Annotated in this window: 20 protein-coding genes; 3 read left to right on the top strand and 17 right to left on the bottom strand. The window is 39.3% G+C overall.

Going from position 1 to position 16,273, the window contains the following annotated elements:
- Positions 1-11: 11 nt before the first annotated feature.
- The 11 genes from MHH37_RS10660 to MHH37_RS10710 form a co-directional block, all read right to left on the bottom strand.
- Positions 12-1,139, bottom strand: coding sequence for an LLM class flavin-dependent oxidoreductase (locus tag MHH37_RS10660; RefSeq protein WP_342572873.1), 1,128 nt, complete (start codon positions 1,137-1,139; stop codon positions 12-14).
- Between the two features lie 12 nt (positions 1,140-1,151).
- A complete protein-coding gene (locus tag MHH37_RS10665) occupies positions 1,152-1,523 on the bottom strand; it encodes a chemotaxis protein CheY (protein ID WP_342572874.1) in 372 nt (123 codons plus the stop codon).
- 15 nt (positions 1,524-1,538) lie between these two features.
- A complete protein-coding gene (locus tag MHH37_RS10670) occupies positions 1,539-2,837 on the bottom strand; it encodes an O-acetylhomoserine aminocarboxypropyltransferase/cysteine synthase family protein (RefSeq protein ID WP_342572876.1) in 1,299 nt (432 codons plus the stop codon).
- Between the two features lie 15 nt (positions 2,838-2,852).
- Complete coding sequence (locus tag MHH37_RS10675) at positions 2,853-3,344, bottom strand: redoxin domain-containing protein (protein ID WP_342572878.1); 492 nt, start codon at positions 3,342-3,344, stop codon at positions 2,853-2,855.
- Positions 3,341-3,694, bottom strand: coding sequence for a FixH family protein (locus MHH37_RS10680; RefSeq protein WP_342572879.1), 354 nt, complete (start codon positions 3,692-3,694; stop codon positions 3,341-3,343). Before MHH37_RS10680 ends, MHH37_RS10675 begins: the two co-directional genes overlap by 4 nt.
- Complete coding sequence (locus MHH37_RS10685; protein WP_342572880.1) at positions 3,691-4,461, bottom strand: ABC transporter permease subunit; 771 nt, start codon at positions 4,459-4,461, stop codon at positions 3,691-3,693. Before MHH37_RS10685 ends, MHH37_RS10680 begins: the two co-directional genes overlap by 4 nt.
- A 13-nt stretch (positions 4,462-4,474) precedes the next feature.
- Positions 4,475-5,545: an ABC transporter substrate-binding protein gene (locus tag MHH37_RS10690; protein ID WP_342572881.1), complete on the bottom strand. Its 1,071-nt coding sequence runs from the start codon at positions 5,543-5,545 to the stop codon at positions 4,475-4,477.
- Between the two features lie 12 nt (positions 5,546-5,557).
- The gene (locus tag MHH37_RS10695) at positions 5,558-6,433 is read right to left on the bottom strand and encodes an ABC transporter ATP-binding protein (RefSeq protein ID WP_342572882.1); all 876 of its coding nucleotides are present in this window, start codon (positions 6,431-6,433) and stop codon (positions 5,558-5,560) included.
- A gap of 4 nt (positions 6,434-6,437) precedes the next feature.
- Entirely contained in the window at positions 6,438-7,577 is a 1,140-nt protein-coding gene (locus tag MHH37_RS10700; protein ID WP_342572883.1) for an acyl-CoA dehydrogenase family protein, read from the bottom strand.
- A 257-nt stretch (positions 7,578-7,834) separates the two neighbouring features.
- Positions 7,835-8,053 (bottom strand): hypothetical protein, encoded by a 219-nt coding sequence (locus MHH37_RS10705; RefSeq protein WP_087616819.1) that lies wholly within the window; start codon positions 8,051-8,053, stop codon positions 7,835-7,837.
- Between the two features lie 22 nt (positions 8,054-8,075).
- A complete protein-coding gene (locus MHH37_RS10710; protein ID WP_014823758.1) occupies positions 8,076-8,444 on the bottom strand; it encodes an SLAP domain-containing protein in 369 nt (122 codons plus the stop codon).
- Positions 8,445-8,554: 110 nt separating this feature from the next.
- Here MHH37_RS10710 and MHH37_RS10715 point away from each other — a divergent pair, with 110 nt between their 5' ends.
- On the top strand, positions 8,555-8,938 hold the full coding sequence (locus tag MHH37_RS10715; protein ID WP_008403724.1) for an SET domain-containing protein: 384 nt from the start codon (positions 8,555-8,557) through the stop codon (positions 8,936-8,938).
- A 19-nt stretch (positions 8,939-8,957) separates the two neighbouring features.
- On the opposite strand, the gene MHH37_RS10720 is transcribed toward MHH37_RS10715, so the two are convergent.
- Positions 8,958-9,707 carry an alpha/beta fold hydrolase gene (locus MHH37_RS10720; RefSeq protein ID WP_342572890.1) on the bottom strand — a complete coding sequence of 250 codons (750 nt, stop codon included), beginning with the start codon at positions 9,705-9,707 and terminating at the stop codon, positions 8,958-8,960.
- Positions 9,708-9,864: 157 nt separating this feature from the next.
- Between MHH37_RS10720 and MHH37_RS10725 the strand changes: the two genes are divergently transcribed.
- Both MHH37_RS10725 and MHH37_RS10730 read left to right on the top strand, forming a co-directional pair.
- Entirely contained in the window at positions 9,865-10,428 is a 564-nt protein-coding gene (locus MHH37_RS10725) for a copper resistance protein CopC (protein ID WP_008403727.1), read from the top strand.
- Positions 10,425-11,504 (top strand): CopD family protein, encoded by a 1,080-nt coding sequence (locus MHH37_RS10730; protein ID WP_342572892.1) that lies wholly within the window; start codon positions 10,425-10,427, stop codon positions 11,502-11,504. The genes MHH37_RS10725 and MHH37_RS10730 overlap by 4 nt, the downstream gene beginning before the upstream one ends.
- Positions 11,505-11,565: 61 nt before the next feature.
- On the opposite strand, the gene MHH37_RS10735 is transcribed toward MHH37_RS10730, so the two are convergent.
- The 5 genes from MHH37_RS10735 to MHH37_RS10755 all read right to left on the bottom strand — a co-directional run bounded on the left by MHH37_RS10735 (position 11,566) and on the right by MHH37_RS10755 (position 16,237).
- Positions 11,566-12,291, bottom strand: a complete 726-nt coding sequence (locus MHH37_RS10735) for a TspO/MBR family protein (RefSeq protein WP_014823755.1) — start codon at positions 12,289-12,291, stop codon at positions 11,566-11,568.
- Positions 12,292-12,399: 108 nt separating this feature from the next.
- Entirely contained in the window at positions 12,400-13,032 is a 633-nt protein-coding gene (locus tag MHH37_RS10740; RefSeq protein ID WP_342572893.1) for a LysE family translocator, read from the bottom strand.
- Between the two features lie 326 nt (positions 13,033-13,358).
- Positions 13,359-14,555 carry a DUF2812 domain-containing protein gene (locus MHH37_RS10745; protein WP_342572894.1) on the bottom strand — a complete coding sequence of 399 codons (1,197 nt, stop codon included), beginning with the start codon at positions 14,553-14,555 and terminating at the stop codon, positions 13,359-13,361.
- A gap of 175 nt (positions 14,556-14,730) precedes the next feature.
- On the bottom strand, positions 14,731-15,927 hold the full coding sequence (locus MHH37_RS10750; protein WP_342572895.1) for a DUF2812 domain-containing protein: 1,197 nt from the start codon (positions 15,925-15,927) through the stop codon (positions 14,731-14,733).
- Complete coding sequence (locus MHH37_RS10755; protein ID WP_079526987.1) at positions 15,920-16,237, bottom strand: PadR family transcriptional regulator; 318 nt, start codon at positions 16,235-16,237, stop codon at positions 15,920-15,922. The genes MHH37_RS10750 and MHH37_RS10755 overlap by 8 nt, the downstream gene beginning before the upstream one ends.
- Between the last annotated feature and the right edge of the window lie 36 nt (positions 16,238-16,273).

A 16,273-nucleotide genomic window follows, 5' to 3' on the forward strand; every position in this document is an offset into this window, starting at 1 on the left:
TTGCGTACCTCCTATACTAACTGTTCTTCGCGTTTAGCTAATATTTCATGAACAAGTGGAATGACCTTTTCACCAATCTCTTCAATGACCTCCAAATGAGGGAAACCACGCAGCAGTACTTTATCAAAACCTAAATCGACAAACTCCACAATCCGCTCAGCTACTTGCTGTGATGTCCCGACCAGCGCAATTGAATTGCCTGATAAAACTTGCGTTAACCCTGCCCAAATATTCGGGGCAATCACAAAATTATTGTCTTTAGACTCAAGCATTAACTGATGAAGACGGCTTACACCGACCGCTCCATTGTTTACTGTGTTGGCATGTTTTGCTTCCAATACTTCAGGGTCGACTTGGCTAATAATTTTGTTCGCATTTTCGAATGCAGCTTCTTCTGTTTCACCTAATACGACTTGGAATGAAACGCTGTAAGAAAGATCGCGATTTTTTTCTTTTGCCAGTTTAACAACCGAATCAAGCTCTTGTTTTGTCGTTTCCAATGTTTCACCCCAAAGCATATATACATCAGCCACATCTGTTGCAACTTCTTTTGCAATTGGTGATGAACCACCGAAGAAAATTGGTGGCGCATTTTTAACAGGCAATGGTAAGTTCGCTCCTTTTAATGTGTAAAACTCGCCATTATAATCAAACGTTTCCCCGTTAAACAGGCGTTTTAAAATTTCAATATACTCACGTGTACGCTTGTAACGATCTGTATGTGATAAGAAATCCCCGTCATTCTCAAGTTCTTTTGGTGCACCGCCTGTTACGACATTGACAAATACACGGTTATTCGACCAGTAGTTGACTGATGAGTACTGTTTTGCCAGTTGTGTAGGGGCAGTAGAACCAGGTCGAACCGCAATCAGATAATTCAATGTCTTTGTATGTGCTGTCAAATGCGATGCAGCAACCAAGGAATCTACACAGCTTCCGCCAATCGGTAACAGTAATGTTGAAAAGCCTGCTTTTTCAGCTGCCTGTGCAACTTTTGTAATATACTCCACAGAAGGTTCACGATCAGAATCAACGCCGACACCTGACCATGTTTGTGCACCTTTGTTTGACGTTTGGTTTCCTACATATTCACTATCGCCCGAAGTTGGCGCCATTGTAATAAACTCTACTTTTGTCATTTTAATTCCTCCTTATTTTGTAACCGGTGCACTAGCTACTACTTCATCAGCCGGTAATTCGTTTGTTTGTTGAATTGTGCCTGATTTCAACTGCTCTGCCACTTGTGAAAAAGTTTGATTTGCCGGAATGTTAATAAACGAAATTTGCTCTTCTTGTGCTTTTTTGTAAGATAATTCGCAGAAAGTTTCAGGTGGTGCTACAAAAGTTGTCGCTCCCTGTTCAATTGCCTTACGTAATGTAGCGCCACGGCGTCCTTCAGTTAAATCGAGTGCCGGATTGCGCAAGTCTTCCACAGAATGATCCTGCTGAATAATACGTAAAATCGTTCCTTCCACAATCGGTGTTACAATACCTTCATCATTTACTACAACTGCAATCGCCATGTTAAAATCCCCCTGTTATTTTGTTATTTGAGCTACTTCGGCAGCTTTCTGCAAGCTTTGTGCCAAGTCGTTTTTAATATCTTCAATATCTTCCAGACCAATAGATAAACGGATCAGACCAGGTGTTACACCACTCGCTAACTGCTGTTCAGTTGATAGTCGTGAATGCGATGTGCTTGCCGGATGGATGACAAGTGACTTCGAGTCGCCGACATTGGCAACATGTGAAAGTAGCTGAACATTATTAATAAATGCCTTCGCTGCCTCTAGTCCGCCTTTGATCCCAAAGCTGAAAATCGACCCTGCCCCTTTTGGTAAATACTTCTCTACCAAATTGTTTGGATCATTGCCAGGTAGTGTCGGATAATTTACCCATTCCACTAAATCATGTTCCACTAAATATTCAGCAACTGCCTGTGCGTTTACAACATGCTGACGAACGCGTACTGCCAGTGATTCAAGACCTTGAATGAAAAGCCAAGCATTGAACGGTGATAATGTGGCACCTAAATCATGCCCTAGCTCGAAGCGTGCTTTCGTAATAAATGCTTTTTCTCCAGCGGCTTCTACAAACGAACGGTTGCCGATTAATTCATTCGGTTCAACGAAGCTTGTGAATCGAGGCGCTTTCCACTCAAATTTACCGCCGTCAATAATTGCACCTCCTAGCGAAGTTCCGTGACCGCCGATAAATTTTGTTGTGGAATGCACAACAATATCTGCTCCAAATTCAATCGGTTTTGATAAGTAAGGTGTCGCAAATGTATTATCAACAATAAGCGGAACGTCATGACGATGGGCTACTTGTGCCAATCCTTCAATATCTGCAATTTGCAAGCTCGGATTGCCGATTGTTTCAGTGAATACGGCGCGTGTTTTATCATTGATTGCTGCTTCAACTTCCTGTAAGTCAGATCCTTCGACAAAGCGTACTGTTACACCGAAGCGAGGCAATGTTTTAGAGAACAATGTATACGTCCCGCCATAAAGGGCATTCGTTGCTACAATCTCATCTCCTGCCTGTGCGACAGTCAGTACAGCAATTAAGATCGCCGCCTGTCCTGAAGCGACCGCAAATCCTCCGACACCGCCTTCCAATGCGGCAAGACGCTCTTCAAATACTGCATTTGTCGGATTGGCATTTCGCGAATATAAGTAGCCGCTTTCCTGTAATTTGAAGAGGTTCGCTGCATGTTCTGTGTCATCAAATACATAAGAAGTTGTCTGATACAGCGGAACTGCACGCGAGCGTGTTACCGGGTCAACTGTTTGACCTGTATGGAGAGCGATTGTTTCCTGATTAAAAAATGTCATATGAAAGATTCTCCTTTAATAAAGAAATTTATGGGTAAGTGTAAGCAATTCTTGTTCTGTCAGTTCACCTTTTACGGTGTGTACTACTTTTCCATCTTGCAAAAATAACGTCGTCGGCAATGTTAAAATTTTATAGTTTTCTTTCAGCTGCCCTTTACGGTCTAACAGAATTGGAAAAGGCAAATCGAATTTCGTTAAGTATTGATTGACCAGCCTTGTCGGTTCTTCCACATTGACTGCATAAAGCTCAATGTTATGTGACTGAAGTGTTTTATACGCCGCTTTGAACGCGGGCATTTCCCGTTCACATGGGGGGCAGTAGGTTGCCCAGAAGTTAAGGATATAGTTGCCTTCATCCGGAATGGCAAATTGCTCACCGGAAGTTGACTGGAGCACAATTTCCTCGGTTTTCGCTTCTGCCTTCTGTTTGGACGTATTTGAAATAATGGCATAGCTTAGTGCGACTATCAGGACCGCGGATAATGATAGCTGTATCCATTTTTTCATTTTAGCTTCACCTCGATTTCAGGCATTTCGTGCTGTTCCCCATAACTAACATGTGAAATCACTTTATAAGTGCCGGTACCGTCAAAGCTCGTTTCTATCGTAAACTTCCCGTCCCCGCTAGGATCTGGTGTCACGGAACCAATGGCATTGCCGGTTGGATTGATCATTTCGAATTCAATTTCCACATCGTTTTGAATTGGTTCACCGTGGTACGTTACGGTTGCTGTGATCGTTACAGGTTCGAATGCTTTGAGCTCAGATTTACTGGCATTTAATGTTACATCGAGCGTTTCGTTTGCTTGTGCACTACAGCCGGTAAGCAGTAGCACTGTAAGTAAAAGTCTTTTCATTTACCATCAGCCTTTAAATTTGTCCAGAACAGCAGGCGTTTTTTTAATTTTTCAAATGCAATCATGATAGCGACAATTATAATACTGTTAAAAATAATGCCTGCAAGCACGTAATGATATTGTGAGAAATCACTGTAATACTGGATGAAAAAGCCCATTCCTGATGAAGCACCGAACATTTCGGCGATCGTTAAAATCAGGAAGCTCATACCAAGTGATGTACTAGCACCACTTAAAATATGGGGTGCACTTGCGGGCAACACGACTTTCAGCAAAAACATCGGTCCTTTTAAACCAAGAGATTTCGCATTGTCAAGATAATGCTTTTCAATCAGCAGGACGCCATGAATCGTCCCTAAAAATACTGGCCAAAATGCGCCGATAAAAATAAGAGACATCGAAGCTGTTTGGAAAGTCGGTAAAATTGCAATGACATATGGTATGAACAGCGTTGGCGGAATCGGACTTAGTGCATGAAAGTAAGGCATTAATATTTCACGTGACCGTTTGTTCAATCCGAAAAACAGACCGCCTACAATACCTGTCACCAATGCTCCGAAAAATCCAGGAATCAGCAATTTCATCGAGCTTACTACACCAGTTACAAGCTCCCCTATTTTTGCGGAAAAGGATTCAATGACCGTTAGCGGCTGCGGGAATATAACCGGGTTAATCCATGTCGCATATTTTGTGACAAGTGCCCAGACGACAATAAATATAATTCCTATCAAAATAGTAAGATTATAGCGTTTAAAAAATGTGAGCATTCCATCCCACCCCTTAAATGTTTTGTTCATTAAATCGAACGAGCTGATCTTTGTAATAAGCATCATCCGGATATTGTTCGATTAACTCAGTTAATGCTTTTTCGTATAGATCGATATTTACATATTCGTTTACATCAATATCATCCACATTTTCAACATAGCCGATTTCTTTCATCTGCTCCCACATTTGAACTACTTTCTCTCTGCTTGGATCAGAAGAATAATTCGAGTGGCTGTCGTTTACAATCGTATTAATTACTTTCTCATCGACTTTCATATACTCTTTCGCTGCAGTTACTGCTGATTGCGGATCTTCAATCTTTTTACGTTCCGCGCGAATAAGCGCTTTTAAGAAACGTTTATATGCTTCCCCATCTTCTTCCGCCAATAATTCCGAGCGTGTTACAACACGACAGCATACATGCCCTTCCTGTAAATCATTGCTCCATGCAACTGCTTCAAGACCCATATCGACCGCTTGTGCGTAAAATGAATTTGCAGATACTGCAACGTCCACTTTTCCTGATGCTACAGCTTCAAGTAGCATACTACCTGTTTTGAATTCAACAATTTCCAGATCCTTTTTCCAGTCGATACCTGCATCTTCAAGCGCAGAACGGAAAACGATATCCGATGTAAAGATCCTGATCGTTCCAACTTTTTTTCCTTTATAGCTTTCAAGTGAAGTATATTGCCCCGCGTTTTCCTTTTTCGTTAAAATCGGGTGTCCGCCCTCCAAATGCCCTCCAATAATGGAGAAATCCGAGCCGTTTGCGATAAACGTTAAGGGGCCAGCTGTACCGAATGTTAATCCGACATCAATTTTCCCCGCCTGGAGTGCATTCAGTCCGTCTGCCGAGTTTGCAAAGCCAACACGATTGACCGAAATATGTTCTTCTTCAAAATAGCCTTCCTGATGAGCAATATCGACAAGTGTTCCACCTGCAGACTGACTTAATCCAACCGTGATTTCATAATCGTCAGAGGCTGCTCCTTTTGAAATTTGTTCATCATCTCCGCATGCAGCGAGTAAACCTACTGTTAAAGCGAGTGAAGCGATCCATTTCTGATTTGTTTTTTTCATTTAACGATCCTCCTATATTCCTGCTCCATCTGCTATTTCTGTTTTTAAACTATTGACGATCTGTTCGTTCATCTCATTTAAAAGGGATTCACGAAATGCACGGAACTCCTTGTTTTCATATAGTTTTTGACGATCCGTCCCTTTTTTCTCAATCGGTACTTGAATGCTTTTCGTCACCGCCCCGTTTTTCCCGGGAGCAAAGATGACAATCCGGTCCGCCAAATAAATGGCTTCGTCAACATCATGTGTAACAAATACGACTGTACGTTTTTGTTCGGCACTAATTTGAACAAGCAGATCTTGCAGTTGAATACGTGTGACAGGATCCAAAGCGCCAAATGGTTCATCCATCAGCAGTAAATCCGAACCGTAGCTTAATGCACGCGCAATGGCTGCACGCTGTTTCATACCACCTGACATTTGGCCAGGATATTTTTTTACGGCGTGCCCTAAATGGACAAGTGTCAAATATTGCTCTGCGATATGTGCAAGCTCTTTTTTCGGCATTTTTTTATTACGTTGTTTTAATGCAAGCATGACATTAGCCTGTGCCGTCAGCCATGGAAATAAGGAATAATCCTGGAAAACGACTCCGCAGTCAGGGTGAGTTTCCTTTACGGATTTACCGTTTATTTCGATATTGCCATTTGAAAATGGTTCAAGCCCTGCCATCATTCTGAGCAATGTACTTTTTCCGCATCCGGAAGGTCCCATAAATACGAGAAACTCGCCATCTTGCACTTCAAGCTGAATATTATTTAAAATTTTTGTCGTCGCATCATAACTGAAATCGATATTCTGGACTTTAATCTTCGTTTTTTTCTCTGTACTATCTTTTGTAGATATAGGGGTTTGTTGTGGCACTGGACGTTCCAATAATTGAACCATGTACTCACTCTCCTAACAGAAATTTTCTACCTAATGATTGGATCGATGTATCAACCGGAACATGCAGTGTCATCGTCCGCAAATTACGCCAATAGCGGTCAAACCCATAACAGCCTGCAGTAGCGCGGCTACCCATCACTTCGAAAATTTTTGATGTAATATCGAGCCCTACTTGCGTTGTGAAGATTTTCGCTGTTTGCAGTGCATCATCCAAATTACTGCGATGCTCCGGTGTAATTATTCCGGGTTGATCCCAAAGCTCCTGTAATAATTGATCCGCTTTTTTCACAACCAGATTCGCAGCTTCAACCTGTACGTAAAACTGGCCGTAATGATGCTGGATAATCGGATCTTCAATCGCCGAAGTCTGTGTAATGGCACGCGGTCTTGTTTGCTCTCTTGTATATGTAAGCGCTGATTGAAGAGCACCTTCTGAAATCCCTAAATAAACATGGTTTAAAATAAATGTAGCGATATTCAGACGCAGCTGTGAAAACTCGCTTGCGTAAAAGCCTTGCTGCAACACTTCTTCATCATGTACTTCAACATCGTTGAAAAGAATCGTTCCACTGTCTGTCTGGCGTTGCCCCATATTGTCCCAATCGCCTTTTATATCTACACCTATCCGTTTACTAGGAATAACGACCAATAATGGCTCATCCTGCCCTTCCACTAACGCCGATACTAATAATACATCCGAATCGATACTACCAGAACAGAACGTTTTTACGCCGTTTAACAAATAGCCTGTTGTTGTTTTTTCAGCCTTCAGTTGAATAGCCACCGGGTTGAACGCATTCCCCCAAAAATAATTATGTTTGGCTGTTTCATGATAATAAAATTCCTTTTGCTCTTGTGACCCGCATAAATGCGGTGTAACGAGATTGATAAAATGATAGCCTAAAACATGTGCAAGTGAACTATCCGCACGTGCAATCGTTCGGACAACTTTAAACACATCATGCCAATTCCCACCTAAACCACCGTATTCTGTCGGAATTAAAAGTTTTAAAAGTCCGCTTTCTCGTATTAAATCCCGCTCTATTTTTGCATTGCCTCCAATTTTATCCCGCTCTACGGCGGTCTGTTCAAACTGTTCGGCAAGCTTTTCCGCGATTTCATCAATATGTGCAACTGCTCCCATAACACCTCTCCTTTACTAGTTATAGAATTTTCTTGCAATTCAGTATTCTTAATTCGTTAGTTTACAGATGCATTTATTTAAAGTCAATAGCTAATTTAAACAATTCATACTGGAATAGTATGCTTTTAGCGGATTAACGTAAAAAAGCATATTTATTTGTATTTATTTAGAAATTAATACTGTGATTTAAAGATGAATTCGAGGTTATAAGAAGAAAAAACCACTATTTACATAGCGGTCTTTTGGTTTTAACATTTTTAATAACTCATGACTTGATAATAAACAACGATTTGATAGATCGCCGGCACAATTAAAGCAATCGCCAGTGAGATGACTGCTCCCCACTTCGATTGTGTCATTAAACGAATATTGTCGCTTTTCAAATGTAGTAAAAATGACAGTGTAAAATATAATGCACTGACTAAAAAGATAGGGGTTACGAATGTGAGCCAAATTCCTGCATTCATTTCATGCATCGATTCCTTCACCTCAATCCCATTATATTTCAATATCTATCTGTTTTATTTCTGTGAATTGAAAATCAATACTTTCGTCGAAAATAAACGTCCATGGCATTGAACAAAAAGGAGGAATTTGGAGTGCATCAATTGTAAAATTTTGAGTAATTTTCTCCGTTTCTGTTATAATACTTATTTCCGTATTTCGGAATTTCAATTGCTGATCTGTCCGGTTATGAATAAGTGTAATGATGAGCTTTTGTTGTTTATGATTAATAGCCGTTCGTATAAGGCAACAGGAAATTCTCTTGTCCTGTTCTTTAGTTTGTTGAAAAACTTGTTCTATTAATAATCGATCCTGGGCTGAAATCGCTTTATCCCAGGCGGGTTCATATTGCAGTTTTTGCATGAACTTCATCCTTCCAATAAATTATTTACGTAAATAAGTAATTAAACAACCTTTCTTCTATAATACATGTTACAGTAGGAAAGAATCTTAAAAGTTAGAAGGCGAAAAATATGATCGAAGTAAAGAATTCCCCGATAAGTGAAGGGGAATATAATCGCGGTATTTTTGCGATTAACGCAATTCCTGAAGGAACGTTATTCCACCAAGCACCGGTACTAAGCTATCCAAATGAGCAGCATGAACATATTGAAAAAACGAATCTTGCGGATTATGCGTTTGAATTTGGCATTGGACGCTCTGCAATCCTATTAGGCTACGGGATGCTATTTAACCATTCGTATGAGCCGAATGCCACATATGAAATCAATTTCGACAACGAAACATTTGATTTCTTTGCCTATAAAGATATTGAAGCAGGCGAAGAGATTTTTATTAATTATAATGGCGATGTTGATGATAATGACCCGTTATGGTTTAACAGCGAAGAAGAATAACACGGGGAGCTGTCTAAAATTAGACAGTTCCTTTTTCTATTCCCTCGATAAATCGAATGATATCTTCCGTCAGTAATTGGCGTTCTTTTCCTAATGTAATAAGATGGCCGCTGTTGTCGTATTTTTTTTTCGTAATGAATTTGCTAATTGCAGTCTTTTCAATCATATCAATGCTTTGGTGGAAAACCGGTTCGTCCAACATCCCCTTTGCCAAGAAAAGCGGCTGTTTTAGAAAATGGAGCTGCTTGCCTGTTTCAACGATAAACTGCTGCAATGCAATCAATTTTTCCACAGGTCTCGGGAAGTGATTGTTTAGAAATGCTTCCAGTTCCTGTTCAGAACTTCCTCTATTTTGTAAATACCTCTTGGAATAATAGACAACACGCTGTTCCAAACCTTCCACAGGCCGTTCCAATACTGGTGAAGAAATAATACATAAACCCTTCACTTCAGGGAATTCATTTGCCAGTCTTATTCCTAATACACCACCTAATGACTGACCAATTACCGTAATCGCTTCATATTTTTCATCGATTAAAAATTGAACTGCCTGTTTGCTATGTTTCCATATTTGCTCCATAGAACTTGCAAATAATTGTTCCGGTGATGCTCCGTGCCCTGCCAGATTTGGCGCATAACTCGTATACCCTTTACTATGAAGCATTTTTGCAACATAGTGCATCTCTTTCGAATTGCTCGTAAAACTATGTAAAAGCAGAACGGCCTGTTTATGTCCATTTAAATAAATATCCTCTACAAAATGTTTCATGTTGATCCCCTTTTCATTTGTGACAATATTATAGCATAACAATTCTCTCTTACTGACATTTCCTCAAGTTTAAAAAGCGGAAACAGTGCAAATGTTTTATTGTTCGGCTACAATATGGATTGAGTAAAAAAACATATGAAAGGAGAATCATATTAATATGAGAACAATATTATTATCGATTCTTGCTGCGCTATTTATACTTGTACCGAACGCAGCAGCACATACGTATTTAGACACGACTAACCCTGAGGATGGAGCAGTTGTAACAGAACTATTGCAGTCGATCGAACTTACATACACCGGTAAAATTGAAGTAGGCAGTACATTTAAAGTAATTTCAAGTAACGGTGAAGAAATAGAAACAGTATCGATGGATTTAGTCGATGGTGTTTTAACGGGTACTTTTGATTCCCCATTACCAAATGATGACTATACAGTTGAGTGGAATAGTATTAGTGCTGATGGCCACCCATTGTCAGGTCAATTCTCCTTTACGGTTGATGCACCTGTAGCAGAAGAACCGGTTGAAGAAAAAGTTACAGAAGAAAATGAAGAGCAAGTAGAAGTAAACGAAACGGTAGAAAATAACGTAGCGGAAACGACTGCGGCAGATGAGGAAGAAACATCAAACAATACATTACTATATATAGTTGGAGCCCTTTTACTTCTTATTATAGTAGTAAGTATTTTCACTATTGCTAGACGGAAAAATATAAAATGATGGCATTGACCATTTTTAGTCAATTTTTACTCTATGTTAGTTTAGCTTTTCTAATGGGCTCATTTATCTTATACTGTATCCCAGAAACAGTCCGACCGAAAATTGCTGTCTCAGCAAAGTGGCTCATTGTTAGTGCGGTCATTTTGCCGGTTGTCACATTTGTACCGAATATTCAATTGCTGACAATTTTGACACCGCAGTTCGGACTTATTGAATCAGTTGGCATGCTGCTTATGAAATTCAAAGTTGGTCATTCGTGGCTGGCGATCGTTGGCTTTACAATTATTTTGCTGATTGTAATTGGACAATTTATGAAAAAACCTTCGAAGCTTATGGCGATAATGGCAATCTTTATTTTAATCGCCATTATGGCGGCAATTGGCTATATAAGTCACGCAGGCTCGATGACCGGTCTTATCGGATCGGCCCTCGATTTTGTTCACCTTCTTGCTGTCAGTGTTTGGCTCGGTGTTTTACTCATGATGAGTTTTTTCTCAAAGAATGCACTCAACTGGGAAGACTTTTTAAAATGGTTCTCCCCTGTTGCGCTCGTAGCTTTTACAGCCGTTGCTTTAACTGGTGTCCTGATGACTGACACGATTGTTCCTGGCTATGTGACAAGCTGGTCGAGCAATTATGGTCAATTCCTATTCATTAAACATGTTTTGCTCGTACCGTTGACTGTTATTATTATGGCAAACAGTCTGCTCATTAAATTGAAGTTGAACAAGCCATTGTTTGAACCGCGTACATGGGTACGGATTGAAATGATTTTGCTCATATTGATTTTATTCATTACCGCACTGTATAGTGAGCAACAGCCACCTAGTTTTTATGTACAGGAAATTTCGCCGTTTTTTGAATTGTTCTACCGTAGCTCAATTGAAGCCGGTATGCGCGGGTATTTCCAAATGACAGGTATTGGCTTAGGATTTTTCCTGTTGACTGCACTGTTCATCGGTCTTGTCATCGTAAGTTATATTAAACAGTTGCCGGTCATTGTATCGGCTGCTATGACTTTTGCGGTGACACTATGTTTTTACATGGGCTTTATGTCGATTGTATTTTTCAAATAATGTCCAAAATAAAGGGTTGTAGTATCAAGTCTGTTCCGACTTATACTACAACCCTTATTCATTATGCGAACTTTTTCGTCTTCATACGAACATAGCGAATGAGTGCCGCGATAATTAATATCGCCGTTAATGCGATTGTACCGTACTGCATTGTCGAATTATCTGTTTTTACAGCAATACCGATTAGAGCCCAAACGATGACTAGTGGAAAGAAAATATCCTGCGAAATGGCAACGGCCAAATAACCGAGAATAACCGCAACTCCTACAAGTACGAGCGAACCGACCACCTCTGAAATCCCCAAATCGACTCCATGATATTTTAACACATAACTTACATTAGCAATTGTCGCTACGGATATCCAAGCTAAGTAAAATGAAAACGGAAAACGCTCTGAAAGACCTTTTTCTGTATTTTTATACTGCAGGTAAATCGCTATCAGTGTAAATAACAAAAAGAACATAACGATAATGGACAGTATAAACTGTTCATAATGCCAACTGAACAGCCAAGCAATATTAAATATACAGCTGATGATAAATAAAATACCCACTTTTCCTTTAAAACGGTTGTCTTTCACTTTGCGGTATATAGTAATCAGCCATAAAACAAGCAATCCATAAATCAGCGACCAAATGGAAAACACATAGCCTGCCGGCGTAAATAATACTTCCAGACGATTTGTTATTTCAGACGCCGTTTGCCCGTTTAACGGCAGTGTATTTGACAGCACATTTACTACTATTACAGCGATCATGGCTATCCACATTGTAATATACAAGCCCATTTTTCATCATCCTTTTTTCTAGAATTAGGGAACTATACCCTTTTTTAAAAAAGAATAAGCGGTGAATAAGCTATTGTGTTTTTAATGTGAATTACGCATAGTTAACTGTTACATTTGTTTTTCAAATGCAAGCTTGATGCCAAATCCGATTAGTACAGCACCCGTCAACGTTTCGATTACCGATTGTGTAGCAGGTTTTTTCATGAAATTGCGAATTTTGTTCAGTAAAAATACATAGAGCGCAAACCAGACAAATGTTAAGATGATATATATGATGCCCATCGTCAGAAACGGCCAAAACGGTTCTGTATCTTTTGCTAGAAATTGCGGCAAAAACGTAAGGAAGAAAACCGCTACTTTAGGGTTTGTGATATTAGTAATGAGACCCTGTTTAAAATAAGAATTGCCTTTTGCTTCAATTTCGGGAATGTCCGTCATTTCCTCCGTATCTGCCTTTTTCGAACGCATGCTCATCAATGTTTTTACGCCTAAGTAGCATAAGTAGGCTGCTCCGACGTATTTCAGTACTGTAAATGCTACGGCAGACTTTACAATTATCGCCGATAGCCCTGCAACGGCTGCAATAGTGTGGACGGTTAACCCCGCACAAGAACCGACCATCGTTTGAAAACCCACCTTTTGTCCGTTAACAATCGTATTTTTCGTAACGATCGCTGTATCAGGACCCGGTAAAATAATGAGCAGAATACACGCAATTATAAAGAACAGAACATTCTCCATTTAATCACCTTCATTTTCTGAATTTTTAAATATGTTAACATGTTCATCGAAATGAAGCTAGAGGAATTTTAATTTTAATGGATTGTTAGTGTGGCTTTACTTGTATGCCTTCTGATGATATGACCGGTGACTGATTTTATTAGAAGAATTTTATATTTATTAGAAAACTTCAACAGGTTATTAGCATTTTCCGAATGTTTATTTGAACATGTAAAAGCATTATTAGAACAATTGTCTTATATATTAGAAAATCGGTAACTTATTAGAAGATGTCAACTTGATATTAGATGATTTAAATGTTTATTAGAATATTACTAGTGACTCCTTCAATCGTCAGCAAGTAATGCCATTTTCTCAGCAGCTTTCTCTATGATTACATCATCTTTAACCTGACCCCTATAATTGATATACATCACGGTCCGACCCCTTACAAAAAGAAAATCTTTATGAAAAGAATTATCCCTAATCAGCAGACGATCAAAAGCTGTGTGTTTTCTTTCTTTAAAACTTGCAGGATCACTTCCATATGTATGCTTGATTATTAACTCATTAACTAGTGAGCTAACATGGGAATTGAAACGTAGCTTATAAACTTCCGATGAGATTGATGGTTGATATGCATGATTTGGATCGTACCATTCCCCTTCCTGAATAACGCCCATTTCTGTTGAATCATATTGGACAGAAGCAAAAATATTCCACTGTGATGAGTAGGTGCTTCCCAAATCCTCGCCTTCGAAGTAAAATGGCTTCCTTTTAAGATGCGGCTGATTTTCAATTGAAGCAAGTCGGACAATTGGCAGCCCTGTATCTTCTTCTGGTAAAGGGGTTGTTTTCATACTCCATATTTGGTAAATCGGAATAAACACAAGAGTTAATGTAATTACTAATACTATGAAACTGTAGACAATACCTGACCGGTAAAAGTTTTCCCATGGTTTTTGTTGATCGTCTAATATCCCAGCCTTAAGTTCATTATGCAAACGATTTATTCCAAATAAGCTTTTACCTATCGGAAGTATTTGTATAAAATTAACGAATAATACTAACAATGGAGCAAGTGTATATCCATCTATCAGTTGCAAAACAGAAATATTTCCGTTTTCGAAAGATTTGACGAAGACCGTAGTGATTACAATAATTGCAATTAAATTAATTATAAAATTAAATAATGTTTTATTAAAAGCTTTTTTTGCTATTGAGATTTGCTCTTCTCGATTTATTGGAGGTTCATTTGCTTTACGTTCAGTCGGTGCCGCAAATACGTGAAAATTGCGGTCACTCGCAATATAGTCCCAGCCGCTTTCTTCAAATAACCGAATTTTTTCACTCGATATATATTTGCTTTTTGTCAGTTCCAGTCGGTAATCCATTCTTTTACGATTACCTTTTTTAAACTTGGCAATATATGTGCCAATCTCATAAAAAAGCAGCCCTTGCTCGGACATATCTGAAAACCAGCTTTCATGTTCCTTGATACGCCAATACTGCCTTGGTCTTATTCTACGTACTATTTCTGCCATCGCTCTACCTCCTTGTAAGTCTTACCTAACAATAGAATAGAAGGGATTGTTTGTAAATAAAAAATAAGGACCTGGAATCTATTTCAGCACTCCCTGACGAAATAAAAAAATTGAAATTTTTCAAAGCAAAAAGGCAACCCTACCCTTGTAAGATTGCCTTTTACACCGCTTGGAACTAACTTTCCGCAAGCAGCAATATTTTCTGAGCCGCATTTTCCACTAGGACATCCAGCTCTGCATATCCGTAATAACGTATATACATTACCACCTTATCTTTTGATGCAACAAATTGTTTCATTTCTTCATCCTCGTGAGTAACAAGATAATCAAGGCCAGGGTGTTTCCTTTCTATGAAACTTCCCCTTTCATCCCCGTATGTATGCCAATCCATCAAGTTAGAAAGCAATGGTTTAGCGAATGCCTGAAACGTTAAATTGTATATTTCAGCAGAAACGCTCGGTGAATATGTACCGCTTTTATCTAACCACATTTCATCCTTAATTATTCCACTTTCGTCGGTCTCAAACTGAACGGGTGCAAAGATACTCCAATTTGTTGTATAGCGGTTCGCCCAATCAACTTCATCGCTATAAGAATCCTCCCGAGTTAGCTGTGGATTTTGTTCGATATCGGCTAAACGGACAAACGGCAAGTTTTCGTCATTGTTTGGCATCATAAAGGTATCCATCTTTTTCAATTGGTAAAATGGCATTAGGCCGCTTAAAAGAATAATTCCTATAAGGACAACCGAAAATACACTATTTTTTTTCAAACTTTTTTTCCATGGGGCATGGTGATTGATGGCTTTGCCTTCTTTTAAACTTTTTTTCAATTCTTGAATCGCCAGTATAGCTCTTATCGCGTAAAAAACATAGTGAATATAGACGAGAGTAAGGATACTTTGCTGAACGACATATCCTTCAACTAACCGTAAGACCGGGGTTCCATCCAAAAACCACATTGCCAAAAGCATGCCTAGAATCAAGGCTACTCCAAGAGAAATCCATATTAAATAAAATACGAGTTTTTTACTTAGCCGCTGTAACGTAAATGCCTGTTCTGCAGGATCTGTATGGATTTCGGGTGCATTGTCTTCAGTTGGCGAAGAGAAAACATGAAACCATTGATAGCTTGTGACATACTTCCAGCCGTTTTCCTCGTACAGATCAATTTGCTCATAGCTAATTAATTTCCTATCTGTCACTTCAATCCGGTATTCAATTCGCTTCGGGTCACCTTTTTTAAAATGGGCTAAATTTGTTCCCATTTTATGAAGGTGGAGCCCCTGTAACGACATATCCGAAAACCAGCTTTCGTGTTCTCCAATTCGCCAGTAGTTGGTTGGTCGGATTTTGCGCACCATTTTAGTCATCGTTTCCCTCCTCTAATATACTGCTGTCGAAAATTAGAGATTTTAGACGAGCATATTCTATTCTTAATGCATGCTCGCCTTCTTTCGTAATTTCATATATTTTTCGCCGCCCATCGTCTTTTGCCAATGCGATTAATCCGTCTTTTTGCATTCGTGATAGGACACCATATAACGTTCCGGGCCCCATTGTTAAACGGCCTTTTGATACTTCTGTAATGGATTGCATTAACTGATAACCATGATTTGGACGCATTAAAGTCAATAATACGTAATACATTGCTTCAGTCATCGGTCCGCCATTATAAGACATATACATTCCTCCAACTATTATGTCACGCGATATATC

Origin of the sequence: Solibacillus sp. FSL K6-1781 (assembly GCF_038630735.1) — a bacterium.
In the GTDB taxonomy this organism is placed as follows: Bacteria; Bacillota; Bacilli; order Bacillales_A; family Planococcaceae; genus Solibacillus; species Solibacillus silvestris.

Bases quoted from the DNA above. Each gene is read 5' to 3' on its own strand.
- MHH37_RS10695 (WP_342572882.1), bottom strand. From the start codon at position 6,433: ATGGTTCAATTATTGGAACGTCCAGTGCCACAACAAACCCCTATATCT.
- MHH37_RS10750 (WP_342572895.1), bottom strand. From the start codon at position 15,927: ATGACTAAAATGGTGCGCAAAATCCGACCAACCAACTACTGGCGAATT.
- MHH37_RS10705 (WP_087616819.1), bottom strand. From the start codon at position 8,053: ATGCATGAAATGAATGCAGGAATTTGGCTCACATTCGTAACCCCTATC.
- MHH37_RS10725 (WP_008403727.1), top strand. From the start codon at position 9,865: ATGAGAACAATATTATTATCGATTCTTGCTGCGCTATTTATACTTGTA.
- MHH37_RS10685 (WP_342572880.1), bottom strand. From the start codon at position 4,461: ATGCTCACATTTTTTAAACGCTATAATCTTACTATTTTGATAGGAATT.
- MHH37_RS10715 (WP_008403724.1), top strand. From the start codon at position 8,555: ATGATCGAAGTAAAGAATTCCCCGATAAGTGAAGGGGAATATAATCGC.
- MHH37_RS10755 (WP_079526987.1), bottom strand. From the start codon at position 16,237: ATGTCTTATAATGGCGGACCGATGACTGAAGCAATGTATTACGTATTA.
- MHH37_RS10735 (WP_014823755.1), bottom strand. From the start codon at position 12,291: ATGGGCTTGTATATTACAATGTGGATAGCCATGATCGCTGTAATAGTA.
- MHH37_RS10675 (WP_342572878.1), bottom strand. From the start codon at position 3,344: ATGAAAAAATGGATACAGCTATCATTATCCGCGGTCCTGATAGTCGCA.
- MHH37_RS10660 (WP_342572873.1), bottom strand. From the start codon at position 1,139: ATGACAAAAGTAGAGTTTATTACAATGGCGCCAACTTCGGGCGATAGT.
- MHH37_RS10730 (WP_342572892.1), top strand. From the start codon at position 10,425: ATGATGGCATTGACCATTTTTAGTCAATTTTTACTCTATGTTAGTTTA.
- MHH37_RS10740 (WP_342572893.1), bottom strand. From the start codon at position 13,032: ATGGAGAATGTTCTGTTCTTTATAATTGCGTGTATTCTGCTCATTATT.
- MHH37_RS10670 (WP_342572876.1), bottom strand. From the start codon at position 2,837: ATGACATTTTTTAATCAGGAAACAATCGCTCTCCATACAGGTCAAACA.
- MHH37_RS10700 (WP_342572883.1), bottom strand. From the start codon at position 7,577: ATGGGAGCAGTTGCACATATTGATGAAATCGCGGAAAAGCTTGCCGAA.
- MHH37_RS10720 (WP_342572890.1), bottom strand. From the start codon at position 9,707: ATGAAACATTTTGTAGAGGATATTTATTTAAATGGACATAAACAGGCC.
- MHH37_RS10710 (WP_014823758.1), bottom strand. From the start codon at position 8,444: ATGCAAAAACTGCAATATGAACCCGCCTGGGATAAAGCGATTTCAGCC.
- MHH37_RS10690 (WP_342572881.1), bottom strand. From the start codon at position 5,545: ATGAAAAAAACAAATCAGAAATGGATCGCTTCACTCGCTTTAACAGTA.
- MHH37_RS10665 (WP_342572874.1), bottom strand. From the start codon at position 1,523: ATGGCGATTGCAGTTGTAGTAAATGATGAAGGTATTGTAACACCGATT.
- MHH37_RS10680 (WP_342572879.1), bottom strand. From the start codon at position 3,694: ATGAAAAGACTTTTACTTACAGTGCTACTGCTTACCGGCTGTAGTGCA.
- MHH37_RS10745 (WP_342572894.1), bottom strand. From the start codon at position 14,555: ATGGCAGAAATAGTACGTAGAATAAGACCAAGGCAGTATTGGCGTATC.